13 protein-coding genes and 1 pseudogene are annotated in these 21,836 nt (G+C 36.8%); 1 reads left to right on the top strand and 13 read right to left on the bottom strand.

The annotated features are described in order from the left end of the window. Nucleotides 1-16 precede the first annotated feature (16 nt). Nucleotides 17-1,264 carry a helix-turn-helix domain-containing protein gene (locus tag B1R93_RS15070; protein ID WP_088104798.1) on the top strand — a complete coding sequence of 416 codons (1,248 nt, stop codon included), beginning with the start codon at nucleotides 17-19 and terminating at the stop codon, nucleotides 1,262-1,264. A 938-nt stretch (nucleotides 1,265-2,202) separates the two neighbouring features. Here the strand turns inward: B1R93_RS15070 and larC2 are convergent. The 13 genes and pseudogenes from larC2 to B1R93_RS15005 form a co-directional block, all read right to left on the bottom strand. After that, nucleotides 2,203-2,667, bottom strand: coding sequence for a nickel pincer cofactor biosynthesis protein LarC2 (gene larC2, locus B1R93_RS23710; protein ID WP_088104797.1), 465 nt, complete (start codon nucleotides 2,665-2,667; stop codon nucleotides 2,203-2,205). A 28-nt stretch (nucleotides 2,668-2,695) separates the two neighbouring features. Continuing rightward, on the bottom strand, nucleotides 2,696-3,532 hold the full coding sequence (gene larC / locus B1R93_RS23705) for a nickel pincer cofactor biosynthesis protein LarC (RefSeq protein WP_088104796.1): 837 nt from the start codon (nucleotides 3,530-3,532) through the stop codon (nucleotides 2,696-2,698). 5 nt (nucleotides 3,533-3,537) lie between these two features. Continuing rightward, nucleotides 3,538-4,284: a nickel pincer cofactor biosynthesis protein LarB gene (gene larB / locus B1R93_RS15055; protein ID WP_088104795.1), complete on the bottom strand. Its 747-nt coding sequence runs from the start codon at nucleotides 4,282-4,284 to the stop codon at nucleotides 3,538-3,540. Nucleotides 4,285-4,315: 31 nt separating this feature from the next. After that, complete coding sequence (locus B1R93_RS15050; protein WP_088104794.1) at nucleotides 4,316-5,788, bottom strand: gluconokinase; 1,473 nt, start codon at nucleotides 5,786-5,788, stop codon at nucleotides 4,316-4,318. A 70-nt stretch (nucleotides 5,789-5,858) separates the two neighbouring features. Continuing rightward, the gene (gene larE, locus B1R93_RS15045; protein ID WP_088104793.1) at nucleotides 5,859-6,659 is read right to left on the bottom strand and encodes an ATP-dependent sacrificial sulfur transferase LarE; all 801 of its coding nucleotides are present in this window, start codon (nucleotides 6,657-6,659) and stop codon (nucleotides 5,859-5,861) included. A gap of 39 nt (nucleotides 6,660-6,698) precedes the next feature. Next, a complete protein-coding gene (locus B1R93_RS15040; RefSeq protein ID WP_088104792.1) occupies nucleotides 6,699-7,469 on the bottom strand; it encodes an SDR family oxidoreductase in 771 nt (256 codons plus the stop codon). A 33-nt stretch (nucleotides 7,470-7,502) separates the two neighbouring features. Further along, nucleotides 7,503-8,774 (bottom strand): nickel pincer cofactor-dependent isomerase, group 22, encoded by a 1,272-nt coding sequence (locus B1R93_RS15035; RefSeq protein ID WP_088104791.1) that lies wholly within the window; start codon nucleotides 8,772-8,774, stop codon nucleotides 7,503-7,505. Nucleotides 8,775-8,802: 28 nt separating this feature from the next. Beyond that, nucleotides 8,803-10,202: pseudogene (gene uxaC, locus B1R93_RS15030) on the bottom strand (glucuronate isomerase). A gap of 55 nt (nucleotides 10,203-10,257) precedes the next feature. Beyond that, the gene (locus B1R93_RS15025; RefSeq protein ID WP_088104790.1) at nucleotides 10,258-10,488 is read right to left on the bottom strand and encodes a hypothetical protein; all 231 of its coding nucleotides are present in this window, start codon (nucleotides 10,486-10,488) and stop codon (nucleotides 10,258-10,260) included. 162 nt (nucleotides 10,489-10,650) lie between these two features. After that, nucleotides 10,651-12,063 (bottom strand): NADP-dependent phosphogluconate dehydrogenase, encoded by a 1,413-nt coding sequence (gndA, locus tag B1R93_RS15020; protein WP_088104789.1) that lies wholly within the window; start codon nucleotides 12,061-12,063, stop codon nucleotides 10,651-10,653. Between the two features lie 854 nt (nucleotides 12,064-12,917). Then, on the bottom strand, nucleotides 12,918-15,254 hold the full coding sequence (locus B1R93_RS15015) for a glycoside hydrolase family 3 C-terminal domain-containing protein (protein ID WP_088104788.1): 2,337 nt from the start codon (nucleotides 15,252-15,254) through the stop codon (nucleotides 12,918-12,920). Between the two features lie 77 nt (nucleotides 15,255-15,331). Continuing rightward, the gene (locus tag B1R93_RS15010) at nucleotides 15,332-18,079 is read right to left on the bottom strand and encodes a glycoside hydrolase family 3 protein (protein ID WP_088104787.1); all 2,748 of its coding nucleotides are present in this window, start codon (nucleotides 18,077-18,079) and stop codon (nucleotides 15,332-15,334) included. Nucleotides 18,080-18,488: 409 nt separating this feature from the next. Next, nucleotides 18,489-21,005, bottom strand: coding sequence for a GH39 family glycosyl hydrolase (locus B1R93_RS15005; RefSeq protein WP_088104786.1), 2,517 nt, complete (start codon nucleotides 21,003-21,005; stop codon nucleotides 18,489-18,491). Between the last annotated feature and the right edge of the window lie 831 nt (nucleotides 21,006-21,836).

Below are 21,836 nucleotides of genomic sequence, written 5' to 3'. Positions count from 1 at the left end.
TAAAAGGAGGTACTATATGATTTCTCCTATACAAACAAATAAAGACATAAGTTATCTCGTCTCAGAGACATTTGATTTACCTATTTTTTTTATTTCACCTAATGGGGAAGTCATGTATGAGCGTCTCAGAAACCGTACATTAAATCCACTGTATGAAAATCATAAAAAAAACCTATTTAACCCATTAGGTTTTGATGCATCGATTCAACACGAATTTCCAATTATAAAAAAATCAGCTTTTTTAGAAAAGTTTATTCTTATAAGTGTTCTCAATAATCATCAGTCCTTTATTGGAACTCTTATAATAGGTCCTACAATGACCAATACTTTATCTGAAGATAGAATAACCGGAATATTAAATGATGCTAACGCTTTCTTTCATAGAGATAAAGTCATTCAATACTATAAATCAATACCAATCATTAAACCTGACAAACTCCTTAACATAAGTATTATCGTATATCAAATGTTCAATGGTGTTTTACTAGACCCAGTTGATGTAAAAAACAAAAACATTGAACTAACAGCATATAAAGACAATAATGAAAAGATTGACCTTGTAATTTCCGATAACTTACAAACAAATACATTTCATGATAGATTATTTGAAAAAAGGATGTTGGAGATAATTAAAGAAGGTAGAAAAGACGAGCTTAAAAACCTTCCAAGTCTTAAGGAAGAAGAGATTGCAAGTGTTCTGTCTAAGTCTAGCTATACTCGTTCAATAAAAAATCATATTATAACACTTATTACCTTAGCATCTAGAGCTGCAATTGAAGGGGGAGTACATGATGAAGTTGCGCTTGGCTTACACGATAAATTTATCCAACAAATCGAAGAGGTAAATCAACTTAGTGAAGTTAAAAAAGTAGCAAAAGAGGTGCTTTACACTTTTGCAGGGAGAGTTCAACAGGTGAAAAGTGAACGATATTCTAAAACAATTTCATTGTGCAAAGATTATATGTTTAAACACCTCTATCAAAACATCAGTCATAACGACATAGCTAATTATGTTGAGATTAGTCCTAAATACCTTTCTGTTCTTTTTAAAAAAGAAGTTGGCGTTTCTGTTAGTGAATACATGCAACAAATCAAGATTAATGAATCGAAAAAATTACTTGCTTACAGTAAAAGTCCAATTTCAGAAATATGTACGTTATTAAATTTTAACGACCAAAGCTACTTTACCAAAGTTTTCAAAAAAATAGTGGGTATTACTCCAAAACTATATAGAGAACGCCATCACCTGATGGAAAGCAAATAACCTTTGATGACAGGGTATTTTGGGGAATAAGTTGTTCTGGATACAGGAGGGAAATTTTTATACTGACTTCAACTTTAATTAAACAAAAAAGAAGCTAGATAAATTATCTCTTAGCTTCTTTTTAGTGTAACTTTATACCGTATTCATATAATTTGTTGTACAATCTTGAGAACTCAATAAAGGATTCTTTAAATACTTGAATAAGTTTTTTCATTTTTATCCCCTCCATTCTTTATAAATTTATTATAACTTCCAAGTGTCAATCACTCAATATTGATGAAAACGGGAACATTTACCTGATTAAGCCAAAAAAACAGGTTGTAAGCGGTAAAAACTCTAATTATCTTATTATTTTGTTGTGTATCTTCCTTTTTCATTATTCAGAAGTTTTTTATCACTAAGATAAAAAAATATGATATCTTCACTCTGTGCAAGACTGTTTATTTCTGTTATCGGCTTTGCTTATTTCATAATCCTAAGTAAATAACATTATCGGACCGTATGAAAATAAAAAAGACAGCTGTTAAAGCTGTCTTTATCAATGGATTGGGGGAAGAAATTTCACCCTATGTCGGTAAAAGGAGACCTATACACCAAAAGACCCTTACCAGTGGAAAAGGTCTTGCTAACAATTTAAGTTCCGACTAAAACGTGATTAAAATTTGTCACCTGTTGAAAAGTCTAAATTCATTATCAAGATCCTTTTTTATATCATTTAAATTCCTGGCGTAAAACGACCTGTTCTATACGTTTTATAATCAATCATTACACAATAATTCCAGTCGATAACATACGAACTGCCGACCAGTAAAAATAGAATTGAATATATTATGATTAAATCGTAAATAATTTTCATTCTTAAAACTAGTTTAATCCAACATGGTTCTTTCAAATGAAAAATAGCAAGGGGGAACCTCCCCTTGTTTCTTCTTGATCCCCTACTCCAATTGCCTCCACACCTCTTCGTATACGTTCTTCAAAGGGACATTACAAGTGGTCGCAATCCTTTTACACTCTTCAAACTCTGGAGCTCTTTGCACCACTTGTCCGTTATAAAACCCTTCCTTAACCGTAACAGGGCCCCATTTCGTTTCAACTTTCCGAACTGCCCTTTCAGCTCTGAACACCGTGATCGGGTAGTATCTGATGCCAAGTGTTGTTGTTTCTTTAAGTAAAATGTCGCGAATGGCTTCGAGTTTATCTCGGTTACATAATAGTTGAACTAAGACACCAGGCCTATTTTTTTTCATATAAATCGGTGTATAAAAAACATCATTCGCTCCACATTCAAAGAGCAGATCCATGACATAACCGAGCCATTCCCCAGAGATATCATCAAGATTCACTTCCACTTTCAGCATCTGGTCGTCGATATGTTCCTCGTTTGGAGGATGAGAAACCATACTATTGCTCCTCTCAGTTCCAAATTAACTATATTCCGACTACAACTCGAAGGACATTGGGTCGGTCTTTAAATGTTTTCGTTCCTGTGCCATACCCAATTGCCTTTACTTCCATTGAGGGGAAGGTCGAAAACTCTTCTGCTAAGACGGCAACAATCGCTGCACCTGTTGGCGTTGTCAGTTCAAATCTCACATCGCTTTGCTCAATCGGAACACCTTTTAATATTTCTAAGGTTGCAGGGGCTGGAACGGGATAGATTCCGTGGTCAATGCGAATTCTACCTGATCCGACTGGGATTGCTGATGATTTTATTTTGGTAATGTCTAACTGCTCGATTAAAATCGAGGCCCCGACGATATCGATAATTGAATCAACGGCCCCAACTTCGTGAAAGTGAACCTTGTCTAGAGGCAATCCGTGTATATGACCTTCTGCCTCCCCGATTTTTTTAAAGATGCTTAATGACATTTGTTTTACTTTACTTGATAGTTCAGAAGACTCGATCATCTCAACAATATCTTTATACGCTCTGTGATGATGGGAATGAGTATGATGTTCGTGTTCGTGATTGTGATGATGCTCATGTCCATGATGGTGGTGGTCATGTTCATGATGATGCTCATGGCCGTGGTCGTGGTCATGATGATGTTTCTCAGCAGCATCATCTTTTAATATGACATCAAACTTGGTACTCGTAATGCCATTTTTAACGACGTTGCCCCATTTAATCTCATATTCTTCTTCAATCGAAAGCTTTTTTAGTTCTTGTTCGAGAAGGACAGGGTCTCCGCCAACATCAAGTAGCGCGCCAATGACCATATCTCCGCTGATTCCAGAAAAGCAATCGAAATATAAGGTTTTCATTGTTGTCATTCTCCTTTTTGAGCTAATTGATGAATGAGTACCGCATTGTAGGCTGCACCAAAGCCATTATCGATATTGACGACACTAATGCCTGATGCGCAAGAGTTTAGCATCGTTAATAATGCAGACAAACCGTTGAAATTGGCCCCATATCCGACACTTGTTGGGACGGCCAAAATCGGGTGGCTCACCAGACCCCCTACTACACTTGGAAGAGCGCCTTCCATTCCTGCGACGACAACAGAGACCGTGGCTTGTTGGATTTCTTCAATATGATTAAATAACCGATGAATTCCTGCGACGCCTACATCGTAAAACCGTCGCACATTGCTTCCTAATGCTTCTGCCGTAATCGCAGCTTCTTCTGCGACCTTTAAGTCGGATGTACCGGCGCAAACAATCGCGATATACCCTTCCTTAGGCACCGTTGACTGTTCCTCTCTCCAAAAGAGAATTTGAGCTATTTCATGATAGGTGAATTCCGGAAACTCCTTTAAAATATGTGATGCTTTATCTTCTGAAATCCGTGTCACGAGTACGGAGTTTCCATTTGAACGGATCGCTTGGACAATCGCGAGAATCTGCTCTCTTGTTTTTCCTTCACCATAGACAACTTCTGGAAAACCTTGTCGTTTTTCTCGATGATGGTCAACCTTGGCAAACCCTAGGTTCTCGTATGTCGCAAGTTGTTTCTTCGCATCCTCAATCGTTAACGTTCCTGTTTGCACTTGCTTTAGAATGTTTTCAAGCATACATCGTCACTCACCTTAGTTTAAGTCCTATTTAAAAATGCTTTGCTATATCTTTTGCTAACAACTCATATTTTTGATAAATCTCTTCATATACTTTATGGTTGTTCTCATTTGGTAAAATTGGCGCATTCATCGGGATATGTTCTTTAATTTGTTCAAAAGACGAGACGTTTCCAAGAGCGACCAACCCTGTCCAAGCAGCGCCCCATGCCGCACTATGATGACTTTCAGAAACATAGACGTTCTTCCCGAATACATCTGCTAGCATTTGTAACCATAATGTTGACTGAGCTAATCCGCCATTGACATAAATCTTGTCAGGTGCACCTGCTAGACGTTCTAAGCTCTTACCAATTTGAAAAAGATTAAACGTAATCCCTTCTAAAACAGCACGGACGAAATGTTCTTTTTTATGAGTCACTGTCATCCCGAAGAAATTCCCTTTTGCGTGCTGATTCCATAAAGGTGCTCGTTCCCCGTTAATATACGGCAGGAAAATAAGCCCCTCTGCACCTGGAGTCGTTTTCTCAGCTTCTTTTGTAAAATCCGTGAAACTGCCTTCGTAATTGAGAAGTTCCTTCAACCATTGTAATGCGATCCCACCATTATTTGTTGGACCTCCAATAATGGAGTATTCATCTGTAAATGCGTAACAGAACGTTTCACGTTTTTCTGATACATGAAAGCCCTTAGTAAATTGTCTAATCGCACCACTTGTTCCTGCTGTAATCGCGACTTCACCCGGAGAAATCGCTCCAATTCCTAGATTTGCTAATTGACCATCTGCTGCGCCCATCACAAATGGTAGTTCACTTGTAATTCCCATCTCTTCGGCAATGTCTTTCTTTAACCCTGTTAAAACCTTCGTAGGTGGCACAACGTCTGATAGCTGCTCCTTTTTAACACCCGTCAAATCTAGTAATTCATCATCCCAATCTAAGCTCGTCGCATTAAAAAGACCTGTCGCTGCTGCCATCGAATAGTCAACGACACGTTGGTCAAACCACTTTAAGAGGAGGTATTCTTTAATCGATATAAAATACCGTGCCTGTTGATAAGGCTCATATCCTTCTTCCTTCATCCATAATAACTTCGATAACGGGGCCATTGGATGAAGCGGAACCCCTGTTTTTTGAAAAATGTTTGCCCCGTCTTGTTGATTCAATCGGTCCGCTTGTCCACTACTTCGGCCGTCAGCCCAAATCATCGCACGAGAGAGAGGCTTATCCCCTTCATCCACACAAAGAAGAGAATGCATAGCAGAAGAAAACCCTATCGTAATCAGTTTTTCTTTTGGAATCGCCGCTTTCTCAACAGCACCTCGAACGACGGTTACGGCTAATCGTTCAATTTCTGCTGCATCTTGCTCAACCCAGCCTTGTTCTGGGTAGTAAGATGTAATCATTTCTTCTGAATCTGCAACGACGTTCCCGTTCAAATCAAAGACAACGGCTTTGACACTTGTCGTTCCAAGATCAAGTCCCATCACGTATTCTTTTGACATTGCTTAGATTTCCCCCAATCTCGTTTCTTTCCACAGAAAAGACTTTGGATAAATTCCAAAGTCTGTTTAATTAAGAAAGAACCTTATTCATACTTCCGCTCTTATATCCAATTAAATCTAACGTAATATATTTATAGCCATATTTCGTTAATTCATTAACGATTTCTTCATGATGTTTAAGTATAACACTCATATCATTTGGTTCAACTTCAATTCGAGCCATTTCATCATGTGTCCGAACACGAACTTGACGGATATGTAGTGATTTTAAATACGCTTCGGCTTGCTCGACTTTTGTTAATTTCTCAATCGTGATTTTTTCACCATAGGCAATTCGAGAAGATAGACAGGCAAAGGAAGGCTTATTCCACGTTGGCAAATCGAATTCTCTTGAGAGTTCTCTTATTTCATCTTTAAATAAGTTTGCCTCCTGAAGTGGACCGCGAATTCCCTTCTCTTTTGCCGCTCTCATTCCAGGTCGAAAATCATTTAAATCGTCAGCAATCACGCCATAGACAATATTTTTGAATCCTTCTTTTTCCATGACCGGAATCAAGTGATCGAACAAACTGTTTTTACAAAAATAGCAGCGATTCTTATCATTCTCTGTATAACCTGGAATGGCTAATTCTGATGTTTCAATCACCTTATGTTTAGCCCCGATTTGTTCCGCTAATTCGATCGCCTCTTTTAGCTCTGTCGAAGGATATGTTTCAGAATCGGCCGTGACCGCTAATACATGTTCCGGTCCTAGTGTGTCGACCGCTACTTTTAATAAAAACGTACTATCTACTCCACCAGAAAAAGCAACGACTACTGATTTCATTTCTCGGAGAATTGAAACTAAGCTATGAAGTTTTTCATCATTCATTGTTGTCTTCTCCTTCCTCTATCAATCGATACACTATGATTAGATTGTCATACTTCCAAAGCCGCCATCTACTCGAATGAGTGTCCCTGTTACAAAGCTAGACGCTTTTTCAGATGAAAGCCAAACTGCCGCACCTTGTAATTCTTCTGGATTTCCGAAACGATTCATCGGTGTATGATTCATAATTGATGCCACTCGTTCTTCACTTAAGATTTTTCGATTTTGCTCTGCTGGGAAGAACCCAGGGATGATCGCATTTACACGAATGCCGTGTGGAGCAAACTCTCTTGCTAAAAATTGAGTCATGTTATTGACACCCGCTTTTGATACAGAATAGGTAAACACTTTCGAAAGTGGCGTTGTTGAAGAAACAGAAGAGATATTAATAATGCTTCCTGGTTTTCCAAGCTCAATCATTCTCTTCGCAAAGATTTGGCACGTAATCATCATTCCTTTTAAATTGACATCCATAATATCATCCCATTCTTCTTCTTCAATCTCCAAGAATGGTGTTGCACTATTTTTTCCGGATGCATTTAATAGAATGTCAAAACCACCTGACCATGCTTCAATTTCTTTGACAACATTCTCTAATGACTCACGATTACTCACATCCGCTTGGAACGCTTTTGCTACGCCACCTTTTGCCTCGATTTCCTGAACGACTTGATTTGCCTTTTCAAGATTACGACCTACAATGGCAACCTTAGCCCCGTGGTCTGTCAGTCCTTTTGCAATACATGAACCTAAAACGCTGTTTCCCCCAATGGCTACAGCTGTTTTCCCACTCAAGTCAAATAAATCCGACATCGTTCATCCTCCTCGTTAATTCCTAGTTTATCTCTAAGCTTTTAAATTCCCATTTTCATTAAAATCAAGTTCATATACATCCGTTAGTTGTTCCATATCAGGATGTGCGTTGACATGGTCGAGTAATGCTTCTGACACTTCAATTTCGGCAATATCTAGCGTATTTTTAATCCGAACCATTTTCACTTTTGTAAAGTCTAGGATATTACATGTTTTGATTGCTGCTTTTATGGCGTCTTGATCATTTGCTAATGTTGTGGCGATTTTCGTTGGCGCACAAACCGTTGACGTTAACCCATTTGCATAGGTGACTTCACGATCCATCTTGTCAACAAGCCGCTGTGTTGTAAAATCAGCCGTTCCGACTCCGTTTGCGTTCCCTTCTGTTTGCGAAGTTAAATCAAGCACAACCATCTTATTCACATCCGGTCCACCTTTGGCATATGGCGTAGGGTAACGGCCAGTAATATTCGGGTCCATGCCATCACCACTGATGTTTTTACCAATCTCGTCAATTACTAGAACATCAATTTGGTCAAAAAACAGTTTAGGGAGAAGCTGTTTTGCTAACGATTGAAGGTCTGGCTCTTTTTCTTCGATTTCTTCAGCCGCTAGAACCTCGACTCTCGCTACTCGGTCAAAGGCATTTTCAAGTGTCGCTACTCCGAATAAAATCGGTGTTTTTTCCATCATCATTCGAGCCATTGCTGGAACATTCTCCGCCATATATTTAAATCCTAATTGATGGGTTGCTTCTGCCCCTTTTTGCTTACCAAGCCCAATGCTAATCATTTTCATAATACCGCTTTCAACCGGCCCTCTAAACGCAGTGTGTGGCTTAATCCGGTTAATCACCACGATTCCATCTGCAAGAGAAGCATATTTGTCGATATAGACGGGTAATCCGTTTTCTAATTCACCTAGTTTGATGACCTCCATAGAAGAACGAATTTCCGCTTTTACGCTTTCTTCTGTTACACCTAAGTGAGCCAACACTTCACGTTGTCCTTCCGCCGTTGCCCCGCCATGACTTCCCATACTTGGGACAATAAACGGTGTCGCCCCCATATCCTTTAGAAACTGGACCGTTTTTGCAGTAACTTCTACAAGACGGTCCATCCCTCGACTGCCAACAGCAATCGCAATCTCCATGCCCGGCTTTACTTTTGAGCGGATCGAGTCTACTTGAAACTTTTCATCCAATGCCTGCTCTAAATCGTCTATTTTTGTATCATCAAAGTACTGCTTTACTTTTGCCATTTTTGGAACTGGAATGTCTTTTAATAAATCATGAAGAATACCCATCGTTTCTTCTCCTTTAGAATAATTTCACTTAACGCTCTGAAAAATACTTTTGTGCATTATTGAATCCGATATTTTCGACCATGTTCTTTAGTATCTTCTTATCATTTGGAACTTTTCCTTCTTCAACCCACTCACCAATAATATTACAGACAATTCTTCTGAAATACTCATGACGAACATAAGATAACAAGCTTCTCGAATCGGTCGTCATTCCAATAAAATGACTTAAGACACCTAAGTTAGCCAGGTCTGTCATTTGTTTAAGCATTCCATCATATTGGTCATTAAACCACCATCCAGAGCCAAATTGAACTTTTCATGGTATACCTTCTTCAAAGAAGTTTCCAGCCATCGTAGCAAGTACATAATTATCCTGTGGATTTAAATTATACAACACCGTTCTAGGTAACAATCTTGCTTGGTCTAATGTATCTAAGAAACGTGATAGTCCTTCTGCTAATTGATTGTCTCCGATTGAATCAAAGCCACCGTCAGCGCCAATTAATTCACGCATATACGTATTGTTGTTTCTTATTGCACCCATAGTAGCTGCATAACCCATTCTTTTTCAGCATACATCTTTCCTAGCTCGACAAGTAAATAAGAGCGATAGCCTATCAACTCTTCATGGGTAAGCTCTTCATTATTCAGCCGCTTCGTAAAAATCGTTTCAACTTCATCTTTTGATAATCGTTTATAATTCATTAGTTGAATATCATGGTCAGATGAATAACATCCATTTTCAGCAAAATAATGAACTCTTTGTTTTAATGCTGTGACTAATCCATCAAGAGAATCAATCTTGATGCCGGATACCGCCTCCAACTTCTTTAGCCAATCTCTGAAGCTATCTCTTTCAAGATAAAGTGCCTGGTCAGGACGGAATGTTGGTGCGACTTCAACATCAAACGATTCATCTCTTAATAACTTATGGAATTCAAGCGTATCCGTAGGGTCATCCGTTGTTCCAACCAATGAGACATTCGATCTTTCAATAAACCGACGCGGCTTAAAATCCTCCATCTGCAACTTTTCATTACATTCTTTCCAAATCTTAAGAGCCGTATCCGATGATAAAAGCTTATCGATTCCAAAGTATGTTCTAAGTTCCATATGTGTCCAATGATATAATGGATTTCCAAAAAGGTGCGGTACTGTTTCGGCCCATGCCTCAAATTTCTCCCAATCACTTGTATTCCCTGTTATTAATGCTTCTTTGACTCCATGAATTCGCATCGCACGCCACTTATAATGATCTCCTGTAAGCCAAAGCTGTGTAATATTCTCGAAAGACTTATTTTCATAAATCTCTTTTGGACTTAAATGACAGTGATAGTCAAAAATCGGTAAATCCTTCATGATTTGATGGTATAGTTCTTCAGCGGTCGAATTAGTTAATAAAAAAGCATCGTTTAAAAACGTTTTCATCTAATCACCCTCATACCCTCTATTTTGAAACTTTTCTTTATTATTGCCTCAAGGATTAACACTCCGCTACCGGTGGGGGGGCACGCTTTCCGCAGGCGGGTGTGAAGCTAACTGGCTCCGCCGGTGGATTTCCACCTGCCCTTCCTCCTGCTGGAGTCGGTCCCCATCCCGTCCGCTTTTTTAGAGATAAAACGGGCATCCATTTCCTTTTTAACATCACGGTCTCACAATTAACGAGACCGTGATGTATTTGAACCTGGCACCAAACACAAATAAACAAATTCACGTAAAACGCCTTCTAGAATTTTTCAATGGCGTTTTGTCTAAGGCCTGAAATGCATTAGCGTCTTTTCTTTAGTTCATTGCTTCTCCGAGCTATCAAAGAAAGATATACGTCCTTATCCTTTAAAATAAGAGGATGTCTCAAGGTCTTAAACAACCTTCAACTCTATTCCATCCAGTTTGTATGAAAAACGCCTTCTTTATCGACACGTTGATATGTATGAGCACCAAAATAATCACGCTGAGCTTGCAATAGATTTGCAGGTAGCGTTTCACTTCGATAACTATCATAATAAGCGATCGCACTTGTAAAAGCTGGCACCGGAATCCCGTTAACAATAGCTGTCGTTGTCACTTGGCGTAACGCTGATTGGTAGTTTTCAACGATTTCTTTAAAGTATGAATCTAATAGAAGATTTGTTAATGTAGGGTCTTGGTCAAAGGCCATTTTAATTTTTTGGAGAAATTGAGCTCTAATAATACACCCACCACGGAATATCATCGCAATCTCTCCATAATTAAGGTCCCAATTGTATTCCTCAGACGCCGCTCGCATTTGCGCAAAACCTTGAGCATAAGAAACAATTTTACTTAAATATAGAGCTTTACGTACAGCTTCAATAAACTCTTTTTTGTCGCCTTTAAATGACTCTAGTATCGGCCCTGTTAATAATTTACTTGCTTTCACACGCTCTTCCTTCATCGCAGAAAGGAAACGTGCAAATACTGATTCTGTAATGATCGGAAGTGGGACACCTAAGTCTAATGCATTTTGACTCGTCCATTTCCCCGTTCCTTTTTGTCCTGCTGTATCAAGAATAAGGTCGACAAGTGGCTTCCCTGTTTCTTCATCTACTTTTGTAAAAATATCCGCTGTAATTTCAATTAAATAGCTATTTAACTCACCTTGATTCCATTCAGAGAAAACATTATGAAGTTCCTCTGCACTTAAACCAAGCACATTTTTCAAAATATAATAAGATTCACAAATTAATTGCATATCACCATATTCAATGCCGTTATGAACCATTTTTACGTAATGGCCCGCACCATTAGGACCAATGTACGTTACACACGCATCGCTTCCAACTTTTGCAGAAATCGCATGTAAAATTGGTTCAACAAGCTTGTAGGCTTCTTTCTGACCACCTGGCATAATCGAAGGGCCTTTAAGTGCACCTTCTTCACCACCTGATACACCCGTTCCAATAAAATGAAAACCTAATGAATCTAATTCTTCATTTCGTCTCATTGTATCTTGGAAGAACGTGTTCCCACCATCAATTAAAATGTCTCCTTCTTCAAGAAACGGTTTTAATGAATCAATGGTAGCATCTGTTGCTGCCCCAGCCTTTACCATCAGTAAAATTTTTCGTGGTTTCTGTAATGAATCAACAAAGTCTTGAATCGTTTTTAAACCAATGAAGTTTTTTCCCTTCGCTTCATTTTGCAAAAACTCTTCTGTCTTCTCATATGAACGGTTAAATACAGAAACCGAAAAACCTCTACTCTCAATATTTAACGCAAGGTTTTTCCCCATTACTGCTAATCCTATTACTCCAATTTGTTGTTTTGTCATAACCATTTTCCTCCATTTATGATTTAATTGTTCATAAGTCTGAGTATGTAATTACCTCCATATTTATTTCTCTTTTATTCAGGGATAATCTAGAGAGTCTTAACCGTTTCAGGTTTAATAGTCAAATAATTAATCATTCTTATTTACATAAGATTAGTCCGTTAACACTTTTATGATAGCACCCGTCACCGTTCTATTATGGTAATTTAGTATTTTTATTAGTAAAATAACCTCATAAAATAATAACAATTAAGAACATGTTGTGATGTTATGATTCACTTTTACCTTTTGTTTTTTTACGAAAAAAGACATACATAAATGTAAATTATGCATGTCTTGTCATTAACTTATAACGCGAAAAACTATAAAAAATTTACAGAAAAAGTTATTGAGAAGAATAATAAATTTGCGTAGCTGCTTCTAAATGGACAATTTTTCTCATTTTTCTAGATTAATTTTAATAATCAAAGTTCTTGATGTGGTTTCAAAGAAACCACTATATCAACGTTTAGTGAATTCACTTTTCAAAGTTCATTTTATTTTATCAAACAGACTCGGCACAAAATCGGCACGTAGTCGGAATTTGAAGTGAGGAGAATATAATCTCCTCGCTTTTTTGTTATTATAGCAAATCTTATTAGACAACGGGAATTTACCATTTTCCATTGGATTGCGTTAGCAAAATGTTAGCAATAAAACTCACAGTAAGAATAAGCTTTCAGAAAAGCAATACCTCAACAAGTACAGCTTTTCTTAGTGATGCTAGCAGTCAACATGGATTGAATGTTGATCGCAGACTTCTTTCACCAAAAACATTAGCTTTTGGTGAAGTAGTAAAGTCTTTCCGTTTTATCTTATCGGTTAATCCACCGTAAAAATCTCTCAACATTCTTTTTACTCACTTTTCCACCTGTAAAGCGGTCAATTTGCCTAAATGGCATGTTAATAACAAAGTACACGTTATTTGCCGTTAATGGTTTTCCAATCTTTTTAAAGAAAAAGTGGAAGAACATAATAGAATGATAAAGCAATTTTCCTAACCAGTTCTTATACTGCGCTTGATTAATCGTGTCATTCATTCCTAAATCTTTATATCGATCCCAATTTTTAGGTGGGAGTGTTCTCCCTAATATTTTTTCAAATTCTGAATCAGGGATTTGCTTCACGTTAGCAATTGCGTAGTGTGGATATTCAGTTTTTAAGAATACAGTTGGAGTAACACCCTCCATCTCAACAGTTTCCTCTAAATGAATCTCTTGAATTGAACTGCCTATTTGAATCTTGTATTTACCCGATTCAATCTCCCAGTCCTTAATTTCAGGATTATAGTAAGAGAAATCTCGTTTTGTTAATACTAGTGTCACTTGCTTCGTTTCACCTGGTTCCAAGTAGACTTTATCAAAACCTTTCAATTCTTTAATAGAACGGAAAATTTTCGAATCTACCTTTTCAATATACAATTGAGCAATTTCTACTCCAGCAACTTTACCTGTATTTGTCAAATTAAAACTTACAGTTAAGCCATCTATCACAATATCATTGTATTCAAATGTAGTATAAGATAGCCCATATCCAAATGGATAACGCACTGGTACATTTGCAGTTTCAAAATATCTATAACCAATGAATAGTCCTTCTTTATGTTCACTTGTTGCTTGATGTCCAGGGTAGTACACGGAGGATGGAACATCAGTGTAACGAATTGGGAATGTTTCACTTAATTTACCACTTGGATTGTATTTGCCAAGCAATATATCAACGACAGCTTCACCCCCACCTTGTCCAGAAAGATACGTGTGTATAATTCCTTGTACCTTATCTGCAAATGGTAATTCAAGAGCGCCACCACCAGATAATACAACGATAACATTCTCATTTACCTTAACTAAAGATTCAACAAGTTCTAACTGATTTTGAGCTAGTTTTAAATCTTCTCTATCTACACCTTCTGCTTCTTTGCTTTCATCAAGACCAATAAATAAAAGTACTACTTCAGCAGATTTCGCAAGACTTTTTGCTTCTTGCAATAGTTTACTGCTTTTTCCTCCCATACGCTTAAATCCTTGTGCGTACCCAGCTATTTTTAAAGAAGACTTTTGTAAACTATCAAACGGATTACTTAATTTATAGGGATTAATTAATGAACTCCCTGCGCCTTGATATCTTGGATTTTTTGCAAAATCACCAATAACCGCTACTTTTGTTCCCGCTTCAAGTGGAAGAATACGATTTTCATTCTTAAGCATTACCATAGACTGACGGGCAGCTTCAACTGCCTTGTTGTGATGCTCTTCATAATCTATTTGTACTGATTCTTTATCATCTAAACGTACTTTATATATTAGAGAAAGCAATTGATTTACTGCTTTATCTAATATTGATTCATCTAATGTTCCTGCATTTATTGCATCAACAATTTCTTTATCTGTAATTCCGTTGGTAGATGGCATTTCTAACTGATTATGAGCTTTTAACCCTGCAACACGGTCATTATTTCCTCCCCAGTCAGTTACAACAACACCGTCAAATCCCCACTCAGAATACAAAATGTCATTAGCTAAATGTTGATTTTCATTTGCAAATTCACCATTTACCTTATTATAAGAAGACATCATCGTATACGGATTACTCTCTTTTACAACTTTTTCAAATCCTGTTAAATAAATTTCTCGAAGCGAACGTTCATCTACAATTTCATCAATTGTCATTCGCATATGTTCCTGACTATTGACAGCATAATGCTTAGGGCAAGCTGAAATACCATTAGACTGAATTCCCTTTACCATTTCACTAGCTAGTTCACCAGTTAGGTATGGGTCTTCAGAGAAATATTCAAAATTACGTCCACATAGTGGATTACGTTTAATATTTAAACCTGGTCCAAGTAAGACACTTACTTTTTCACCGCGAGCTTCCTTACCAATATCTTGTCCTACGTTATATACAAGTGACTTATCCCAACTATTTGCTAGCGTTGCTGCTGTTGGGTAACAAGTTGCTGGTAAACTTTTGTTTAATCCAAGGTGGTCGGCCTTCCCACCTTGTTTACGCAGTCCGTGTGGTCCATCGGTTAGCATTATGGAAGGAATACCAAGACGTTCAATTGCCTTGGTATTCCAAAAGTTTTGTCCAGACATGAGGGAAGCTTTCTCTTCTAGAGTCATTTGTTTAATTAAATCTTTATATTTCATACTACACCGCCACTCTTTTTTAAAAAATAGTAAGAAGGCGAATGTAGACCGCCTTCTCTCAATCTATCAAAATACGTTTAGTTAAAAAGGTACGTTTTAAGTGTTGCATACAGTGAGTTATGCATGCTATTTCGAAGTCCTACTGTAATCGCTTCTGGATGCTCATTATATGCTTCTTCTAGACGCTTTTTGTTTTTTGTAACTGATAGTACATCTAACATTAAATCATTACCAGATGTAATAGCTTTTTGTGGCTCCATAAATCCAAACACCGCATCAGAAGATACTACGCCTTCAAAGCCCCACTCATCTCTTAGAATTCCATTTAATAATTCTGGATTTGCCCATTTTCCATCAATGTAAGAGAAACTAGACATTGCACCAGTTACACCAGCCTCTTTTACAGTCATTTCGAAAGGACGTAGGTGAATTTCTCGCATCGCTTGTTCATTAGACCATACTAGAGTCCCAGAGCGTGCATTTGTTTCTTGCTCATTCATTATAAAGTGTTTCATGAATACTGTAACACCTTGGTCCCCTGCACCTTTCGCCATACCAGCACCAATCATGCCGTTTAATACAGGGTCTTCTGACATATACTCAAAGTTTCTTCCACCTTGTGGCGTACGATGAATATTAAGAGCTGGAGCGTACCATCCGTGAATCCCGTAGGCTTTTGCTTCTTTTCCAATCACTTCACCCATCTCGTATGCTAAATCTTTATTCCAAGTGGATGCCATGACGATTTCCGTTGGGTATGCACCGGCTTCAAATTGCTTAAAGAAAAAGCTAAAACCAGCAGGTCCATCCATTAAAACTGTTTTCGGAATACCTAGTTCATCAATTGCTCCTGTGTGATAAGCACCTTCTGATACATAATCTATCATTTGATCAACAGTTAATTGGTCTAAGAATTCATCCCACTTAGGGTCATCATAATCTAACCCTTTTAAGTCTTCTAATTTGAGTCCATTATCAGCACCTGTTGTAGGCATTTCCACATCGTCATTGAATTCATGTCCTTGAACTCTTTCAATAACTTTATCTGTCGCAACTTTTGAATCATCTTGATCTGATGGGTATGTTCCTTCCCAATCGTTACGAGAAAGAACTGTTAATTCGTTTTCTGATTGAGTAAAACGATTTTTATATTCTGTTCCTGTATCAGCATCTGTTTGGTACACAATATCTTCAGGTAATTCAAAGTTTAGTGTACTGTCAATTTCATGGACATTCTTACCAAGTTTAATTTGGTATGTTCCCTTTTCTAAAATATAGTTCTCATTTGCCATATCGTAAGAAGCCATGTCTCTTTTATCATACTTAATCGTTAATACTTCAGACTCTCCTGGTACTAGTGATTTCGTTTTTGCAAATGTAGCTAAGTTAATGGCAGACTTTTCAATTCCACCTGGTGTATAAGGAGCAGAATAATAAACCTGAACTACGTCTTTACCAGCTACTTCACCTGTATTCGTTACTTCTACTTGCAATTCAATAGAATCACTGTTTAACTCTTGATTAACGATATTCCAATCAAATGTTGTATAACTTAGACCAGAACCGAAAGGAAATTGAACTGTTTGATTGTAACCTTCTTCATTTCCTTGATAATAAGTCTCATAGAATCTATATCCTACATAAATTCCTTCTTCATAATTTATATAAGCTTTATCTAAATCCTCATACTTATAATCTCCGAAATTCTCACTTGCTGGTGAAGATTCAACATCATAGACATACGTATCAGTAATACGTCCAGAAGGATTTAATTCTCCTGATAATACTTTAGCAAGTGAATTAGTTCCAAATGGTCCAGGTGTTCCAACCCAAAGTACGGACTGAATACTAGGATATTCTTCAACAAATCCTAACTCTAAAGTATTACCAGCATTTACGATAATCGTAACATTACTAAAGTTCTCAGCTACTTTTCCAACTAAATCATGCATTTCATCTGATAACTTTAATTGATTAATACTTACATCTGATGCTTCTACAGCTTCACTTTGAATAATAATCATCGCATTTTCAGAGAACTCTTTCGCTTGAGCTAATGCAGCATCCGTTACATCTGGTTCACCAGATGCCTCGTCACTACTTATCATTCCTCTGATTACTTGAACAAAACCAGTATCCGACTTACCTGTCGCTGCTTCTAATTCTGGCAATCCCGCATAGTAGTCATATAAGTCCTGATTATATTCAATGCCTGCATTTTTCAGTGCATCAAATAAATTTACAGCACGAGTTTGGTCTGATGCACCAGAACCACCTCCACCATATTTAAAAGTAAATGCAGTAGAACCAAATACATTGATTTTTTTATCTACTAATGGAAGAGAGTTATTATCATTTTTTAATAATACTAATCCTTCATTCGCAATCTCTTCTGAAATAATATCGGCAGCTTCTCTGGCTTTGATACCTTCTGCACTTGTTGTATCAATCGTAATATGTTTACCCGTTATATTCCCAACCATGCTTGAAACTGTCGATCCTGTAGTTACACCAACTGTTAGTAAAAATGCAGCAACAACAGACCAGCCCGCGATACGTCTTGGTCTATTTTTTATTTTTTTGTACATTTTAGCTTCTTTTTTCGCTACTTTTCTTTCTTTACGGCTTAACAATTTCAATTCTTCTTTTCGTTGTTGTTTCTGCTCTTTTCGCAAAAGTTTATCGCTTTCAATTTCTGCCTTTCGTTCTGCTTCTGGCAAGGCGGCAATTTCCTGCTTTCTTTCTTTGCGCTTAGCCTTATCTTCCCTCACACGTTGAATTATTTCTTGTTTCTTAGTTTTTCTTTTTTTAAAGTACTCAACCATGATGTTACCCTCCAACTATTTGCTTTTACTTTCATTATCAAATGATATTCCCATTTAGAGAGACCAGATAACGTTTCCATTTTTTCGTACATCAATGAACTCTTCCATCACCACAATACCTTGGCAGATCTAGTGAAACTTGATCCTAAGTTTATACCTATTCCTTTTCTATCCCCTCTCATCTTTTATTTATCAAAATATAAAAATTAATTGTTTTTTTAGAGTACTTCCTACTCGTTACCTCCAATATACAATCCTACTCAATCGAATACATTCCATTATTTAAGAAATGCTATTCCGATTATTGACTTTTATTTTTTAAAAAAAATTGACATCTCCATAATAAGGAAATGTCAATTTTTTAGTCATTTTTTAGATGTAAAGGATTGTCTAACCTATTCAACATTGATTAATAACGGCGCTTTATCTCAAACAATTGTATTTCATGAGGCTGTAAAGATGTTTCCAGACTATAACTTTTTTGTACACATTCATGCTGTATTTTAACTCCTGGTTCTGCCTTTCCTTTAATATAGTTGATTGTATCAATGTCCATTTCATTTGGTGCTCCAATATCTACCCAAGCATCATATGAAGAACCCTGCTGCCTGTTGACATACATCTTCTTGATTATATACTCACCATTTAGGCCCTCTAAAGTTAGTTGAAATGACTTAATACGTTCATTTTCAAATACCTTATAACGGCTAGTTGGGGACAATTGTGAATAATCAAATTTTCTGTATAATTGATTTGGATGACTGTAATTAAATATTAGGATCTGGTAATCTTCGCCTCTTTTTGTGACAATCATATCTTCTTCCTTTAAAACTAGATTTTCACCGAGCCTGCTTAAGAAAAAAAATGCATGATACCCAGCCTTCTTGATTCCATTATAGGTCATCAATCCAAATCCTCCATGGAATAACGGCTGCTCCAATTGAAACTCATCAAATATGTCTGTAAATGTCCAAAAACCCATCCCTTTTACTTTTTCGCTATTTTCAATAACATTTTTAATGATAAAGGCTCCCATATAACATGTGTCGTGTACCAAATCCCTGCTTTCGCTATTTGCGTTCCACTCCGTTATCCATAGTTCTTTATTTAGTGATGTCAATCCTTTGCTCTTATCAATGATATAATCAATACATTTTGTGAAGTTATGTTCATCCCCCAGCATGATTCCACCAGATTCAGCTAGTTTCTGTATAATGTCTCCTGTTACCTCAATATCACCCACTGTTTTTAAAAGATCTGATTCAGGCATAAGGTTTCTTGATAGATTATAAACATGAAAAGAGAAGAAATCCACGCTAACCTTTTCATTTTTCACAAAAGCATCAAAATCATCTAACCAATTTTGATGCTCGGTAAAGTCAATAGTACCAAATCCGCCAATTTTTATTTCAGGATCAATTGATTTAATGCATCTATAACTCTCAGCATAAAAGGTAAAAAACTCCTGTCTTGTGCCGCTCCAAAAGTATTGGACTTCCGGTTCGTTCCAGAACTCAAAATACCATGTTCTAACTTCTTGAAGTCCATATCGATTAATCAAATGTCTAACAAAAGTATCAAGTAATTTCAGCCATCGATCCATTTCCTTTGGAGGCGATACATATGCCTCCCACCAAAATATCTTATCTGCAGTACTTGCTAAATCTTTTGGCATAAAACTAATTTCAATAAAAGGCTTTAAACTGACATTAAGCAAATTATCCAAAAGGGAATCGATGTGATTAAAATTAAAATAATAGGAGCCATCCGATTTCAGGTTATATACTAAGAGCTGGTCTGAAAAAGCCCCATGAAATCGAACGTAATCGAACCCGATTTCGCCCTGAATCTGTTTCAATTGTTCATGAAAATCCTTTCTCAGGGCATGAGGAGCAAAGCCAAAAGTCATTAATTTAGTGAAGGAACGATTAATTTTGTTCAAGGATTTGGTAACATCAATCGTTTTTGGTTCCATTTTATCTATTGGGACCCCACTAATATTTTTACGTTCAAGATGTTTGAATAGATTTACGAAAGATTCTTTGCTGTTGATGCTCAAATAATCATTTATGATACCTTTTTCGAGCTCTTGTCGATATTGTTCTCGATACTGCATTGGCGTTATCCCTAATACGTCCTTGAAGACTCTGTAATAGGCTTTACTGTCTGGGAAACCAAATTTAAGAGCTATTTCAGTAACTGTTTCATCTGTTGTTCGTAAGGTAAACAATGATTTGTTTAGGCGCATATTATCTAAATACTTTTTTAGAGATACCCCCACATTTGATTTAAAATATCTGGATAGATAATTTGGATTTAATGAAAATTCTTTTGCAATATCCTGTAATCCTATATGTGCTTCTATACAATGTCTATTCATATATTGAAGTATTTCAATAAGTCTCTGATCATCTTCCATTCGCTTTTTCTTTGTTTTTGTCGGTACTTCAAAATGCTCCAGAAGAATAACCACAAGATCTAATAACATGATCTTTATCTTAAGATGGTAAAGGTTTTTCCTATTCAAAACCAGATCCATCATATTGGCTAGGATATACTTTATTTCATCTAAGATAAACATAGACCCTTCTTCAACTTCTCTTGAGTTCAAATAGAACCTTTTTTGTTCAACATCAATTCCCTGTTTCTTAAAATACCGGTTGTCAAATTGCAGGGCCAACACTTGTGTTTTCCCCAAAGCTGTCATAGAGTTGATAAAATGAAGTTCATTTCCATTTACAAGGAAAAGATCACCCATCCTCAGTTGGTAGTTATCTTGATTAACCCTGATTTCCAATTCACCTTCGAGCACGAAAAGGATTTCAGTGGCTTCGTGCCAATGATAAGGGAAACTTTCTACTGTATGTGTGAAAATGTTAATTGGTAAATCAACTTGATAATCTATTAGCTCATATTGGTAACGCATACTTCACCGTCCTCTACCCAATAATTATCAATACTTTAGCATAAAAAAAATATCTAAACAATTTTCCAATAATTTCAATAAAGTTATTACTTTAAACTTCTAGATGTACTGTACTTACCAGGTTAATTTAGATAGCCAGCGCAATCGAATATAAGCGGGCACATAGTTCATTTTGGTACCTACACATAATTCTTTGTCACGTTTTTTTTACTATGAGATAAAACAAAGTCCATATCCATAAGCAATATAAGCATATGTGACTGTTTGGACAATACAGAAATAATCATTTGAAATTTTACCCTTTGCAACTAGCACGACACACAACATTCCACTTATAGATGACATTGATTTTGATAAAGGTAAATTACTCATAAGACGTAGCCTCGCTAAAATAGCCGGTAAGTTAATTTTTAAAGAACTGAAAACATCAAAATCTAAAAGACAATTTTCGATTTCACCTTATGTCATCAAAAAAGTACAGGAGTTTCAAAACAAACAAAATGAATTGACATGCAGAATGGGATTGGCCTATGAGGACCAAAAATTAATTACCTGTTCAGGTTTTGGATTGCCTAAAGAGCCACGCAACCTTTTACGGGAATTTTATCGACTAATTGAAAAAGCTTATTTTACAGACAAAAACACTTTATCATACTAAAGGAGCACAAATTGTGCACAAGGTGAACATTAGTAAATAAAGTTCATGCTCTTTATCAATTACAAAAAAAGCAGAACCCCTTGTAAAACAAGGGGTTCCGCTTTTGAATTATGAATGACCCGTATTGGGCTCGAACCAATGACCTCCACCCTGTCAAGGTCGACAATTCATTT

The sequence above is a fragment of the Halalkalibacter urbisdiaboli genome, assembly GCF_002156385.1.
In the GTDB taxonomy this organism is placed as follows: Bacteria; Bacillota; Bacilli; order Bacillales; family Bacillaceae_D; genus Halalkalibacter_A; species Halalkalibacter_A urbisdiaboli.
This window is presented reverse-complemented; position numbering and strand designations above follow the sequence as displayed.

Excerpts from the sequence above, each read along its gene's own strand:
- larB (WP_088104795.1), bottom strand. The coding sequence starts at position 4,284 with ATGCTTGAAAACATTCTAAAGCAAGTGCAAACAGGAACGTTAACGATT.
- B1R93_RS15035 (WP_088104791.1), bottom strand. The coding sequence starts at position 8,774 with ATGGGTATTCTTCATGATTTATTAAAAGACATTCCAGTTCCAAAAATG.
- B1R93_RS15050 (WP_088104794.1), bottom strand. The coding sequence starts at position 5,788 with ATGTCAAAAGAATACGTGATGGGACTTGATCTTGGAACGACAAGTGTC.
- B1R93_RS15070 (WP_088104798.1), top strand. The coding sequence starts at position 17 with ATGATTTCTCCTATACAAACAAATAAAGACATAAGTTATCTCGTCTCA.
- larE (WP_088104793.1), bottom strand. The coding sequence starts at position 6,659 with ATGAATGATGAAAAACTTCATAGCTTAGTTTCAATTCTCCGAGAAATG.
- gndA (WP_088104789.1), bottom strand. The coding sequence starts at position 12,063 with ATGACAAAACAACAAATTGGAGTAATAGGATTAGCAGTAATGGGGAAA.
- B1R93_RS15015 (WP_088104788.1), bottom strand. The coding sequence starts at position 15,254 with ATGAAATATAAAGATTTAATTAAACAAATGACTCTAGAAGAGAAAGCT.
- larC2 (WP_088104797.1), bottom strand. The coding sequence starts at position 2,667 with ATGGTTTCTCATCCTCCAAACGAGGAACATATCGACGACCAGATGCTG.
- B1R93_RS15005 (WP_088104786.1), bottom strand. The coding sequence starts at position 21,005 with ATGCGTTACCAATATGAGCTAATAGATTATCAAGTTGATTTACCAATT.
- B1R93_RS15040 (WP_088104792.1), bottom strand. The coding sequence starts at position 7,469 with ATGTCGGATTTATTTGACTTGAGTGGGAAAACAGCTGTAGCCATTGGG.
- larC (WP_088104796.1), bottom strand. The coding sequence starts at position 3,532 with ATGAAAACCTTATATTTCGATTGCTTTTCTGGAATCAGCGGAGATATG.
- B1R93_RS15010 (WP_088104787.1), bottom strand. The coding sequence starts at position 18,079 with ATGGTTGAGTACTTTAAAAAAAGAAAAACTAAGAAACAAGAAATAATT.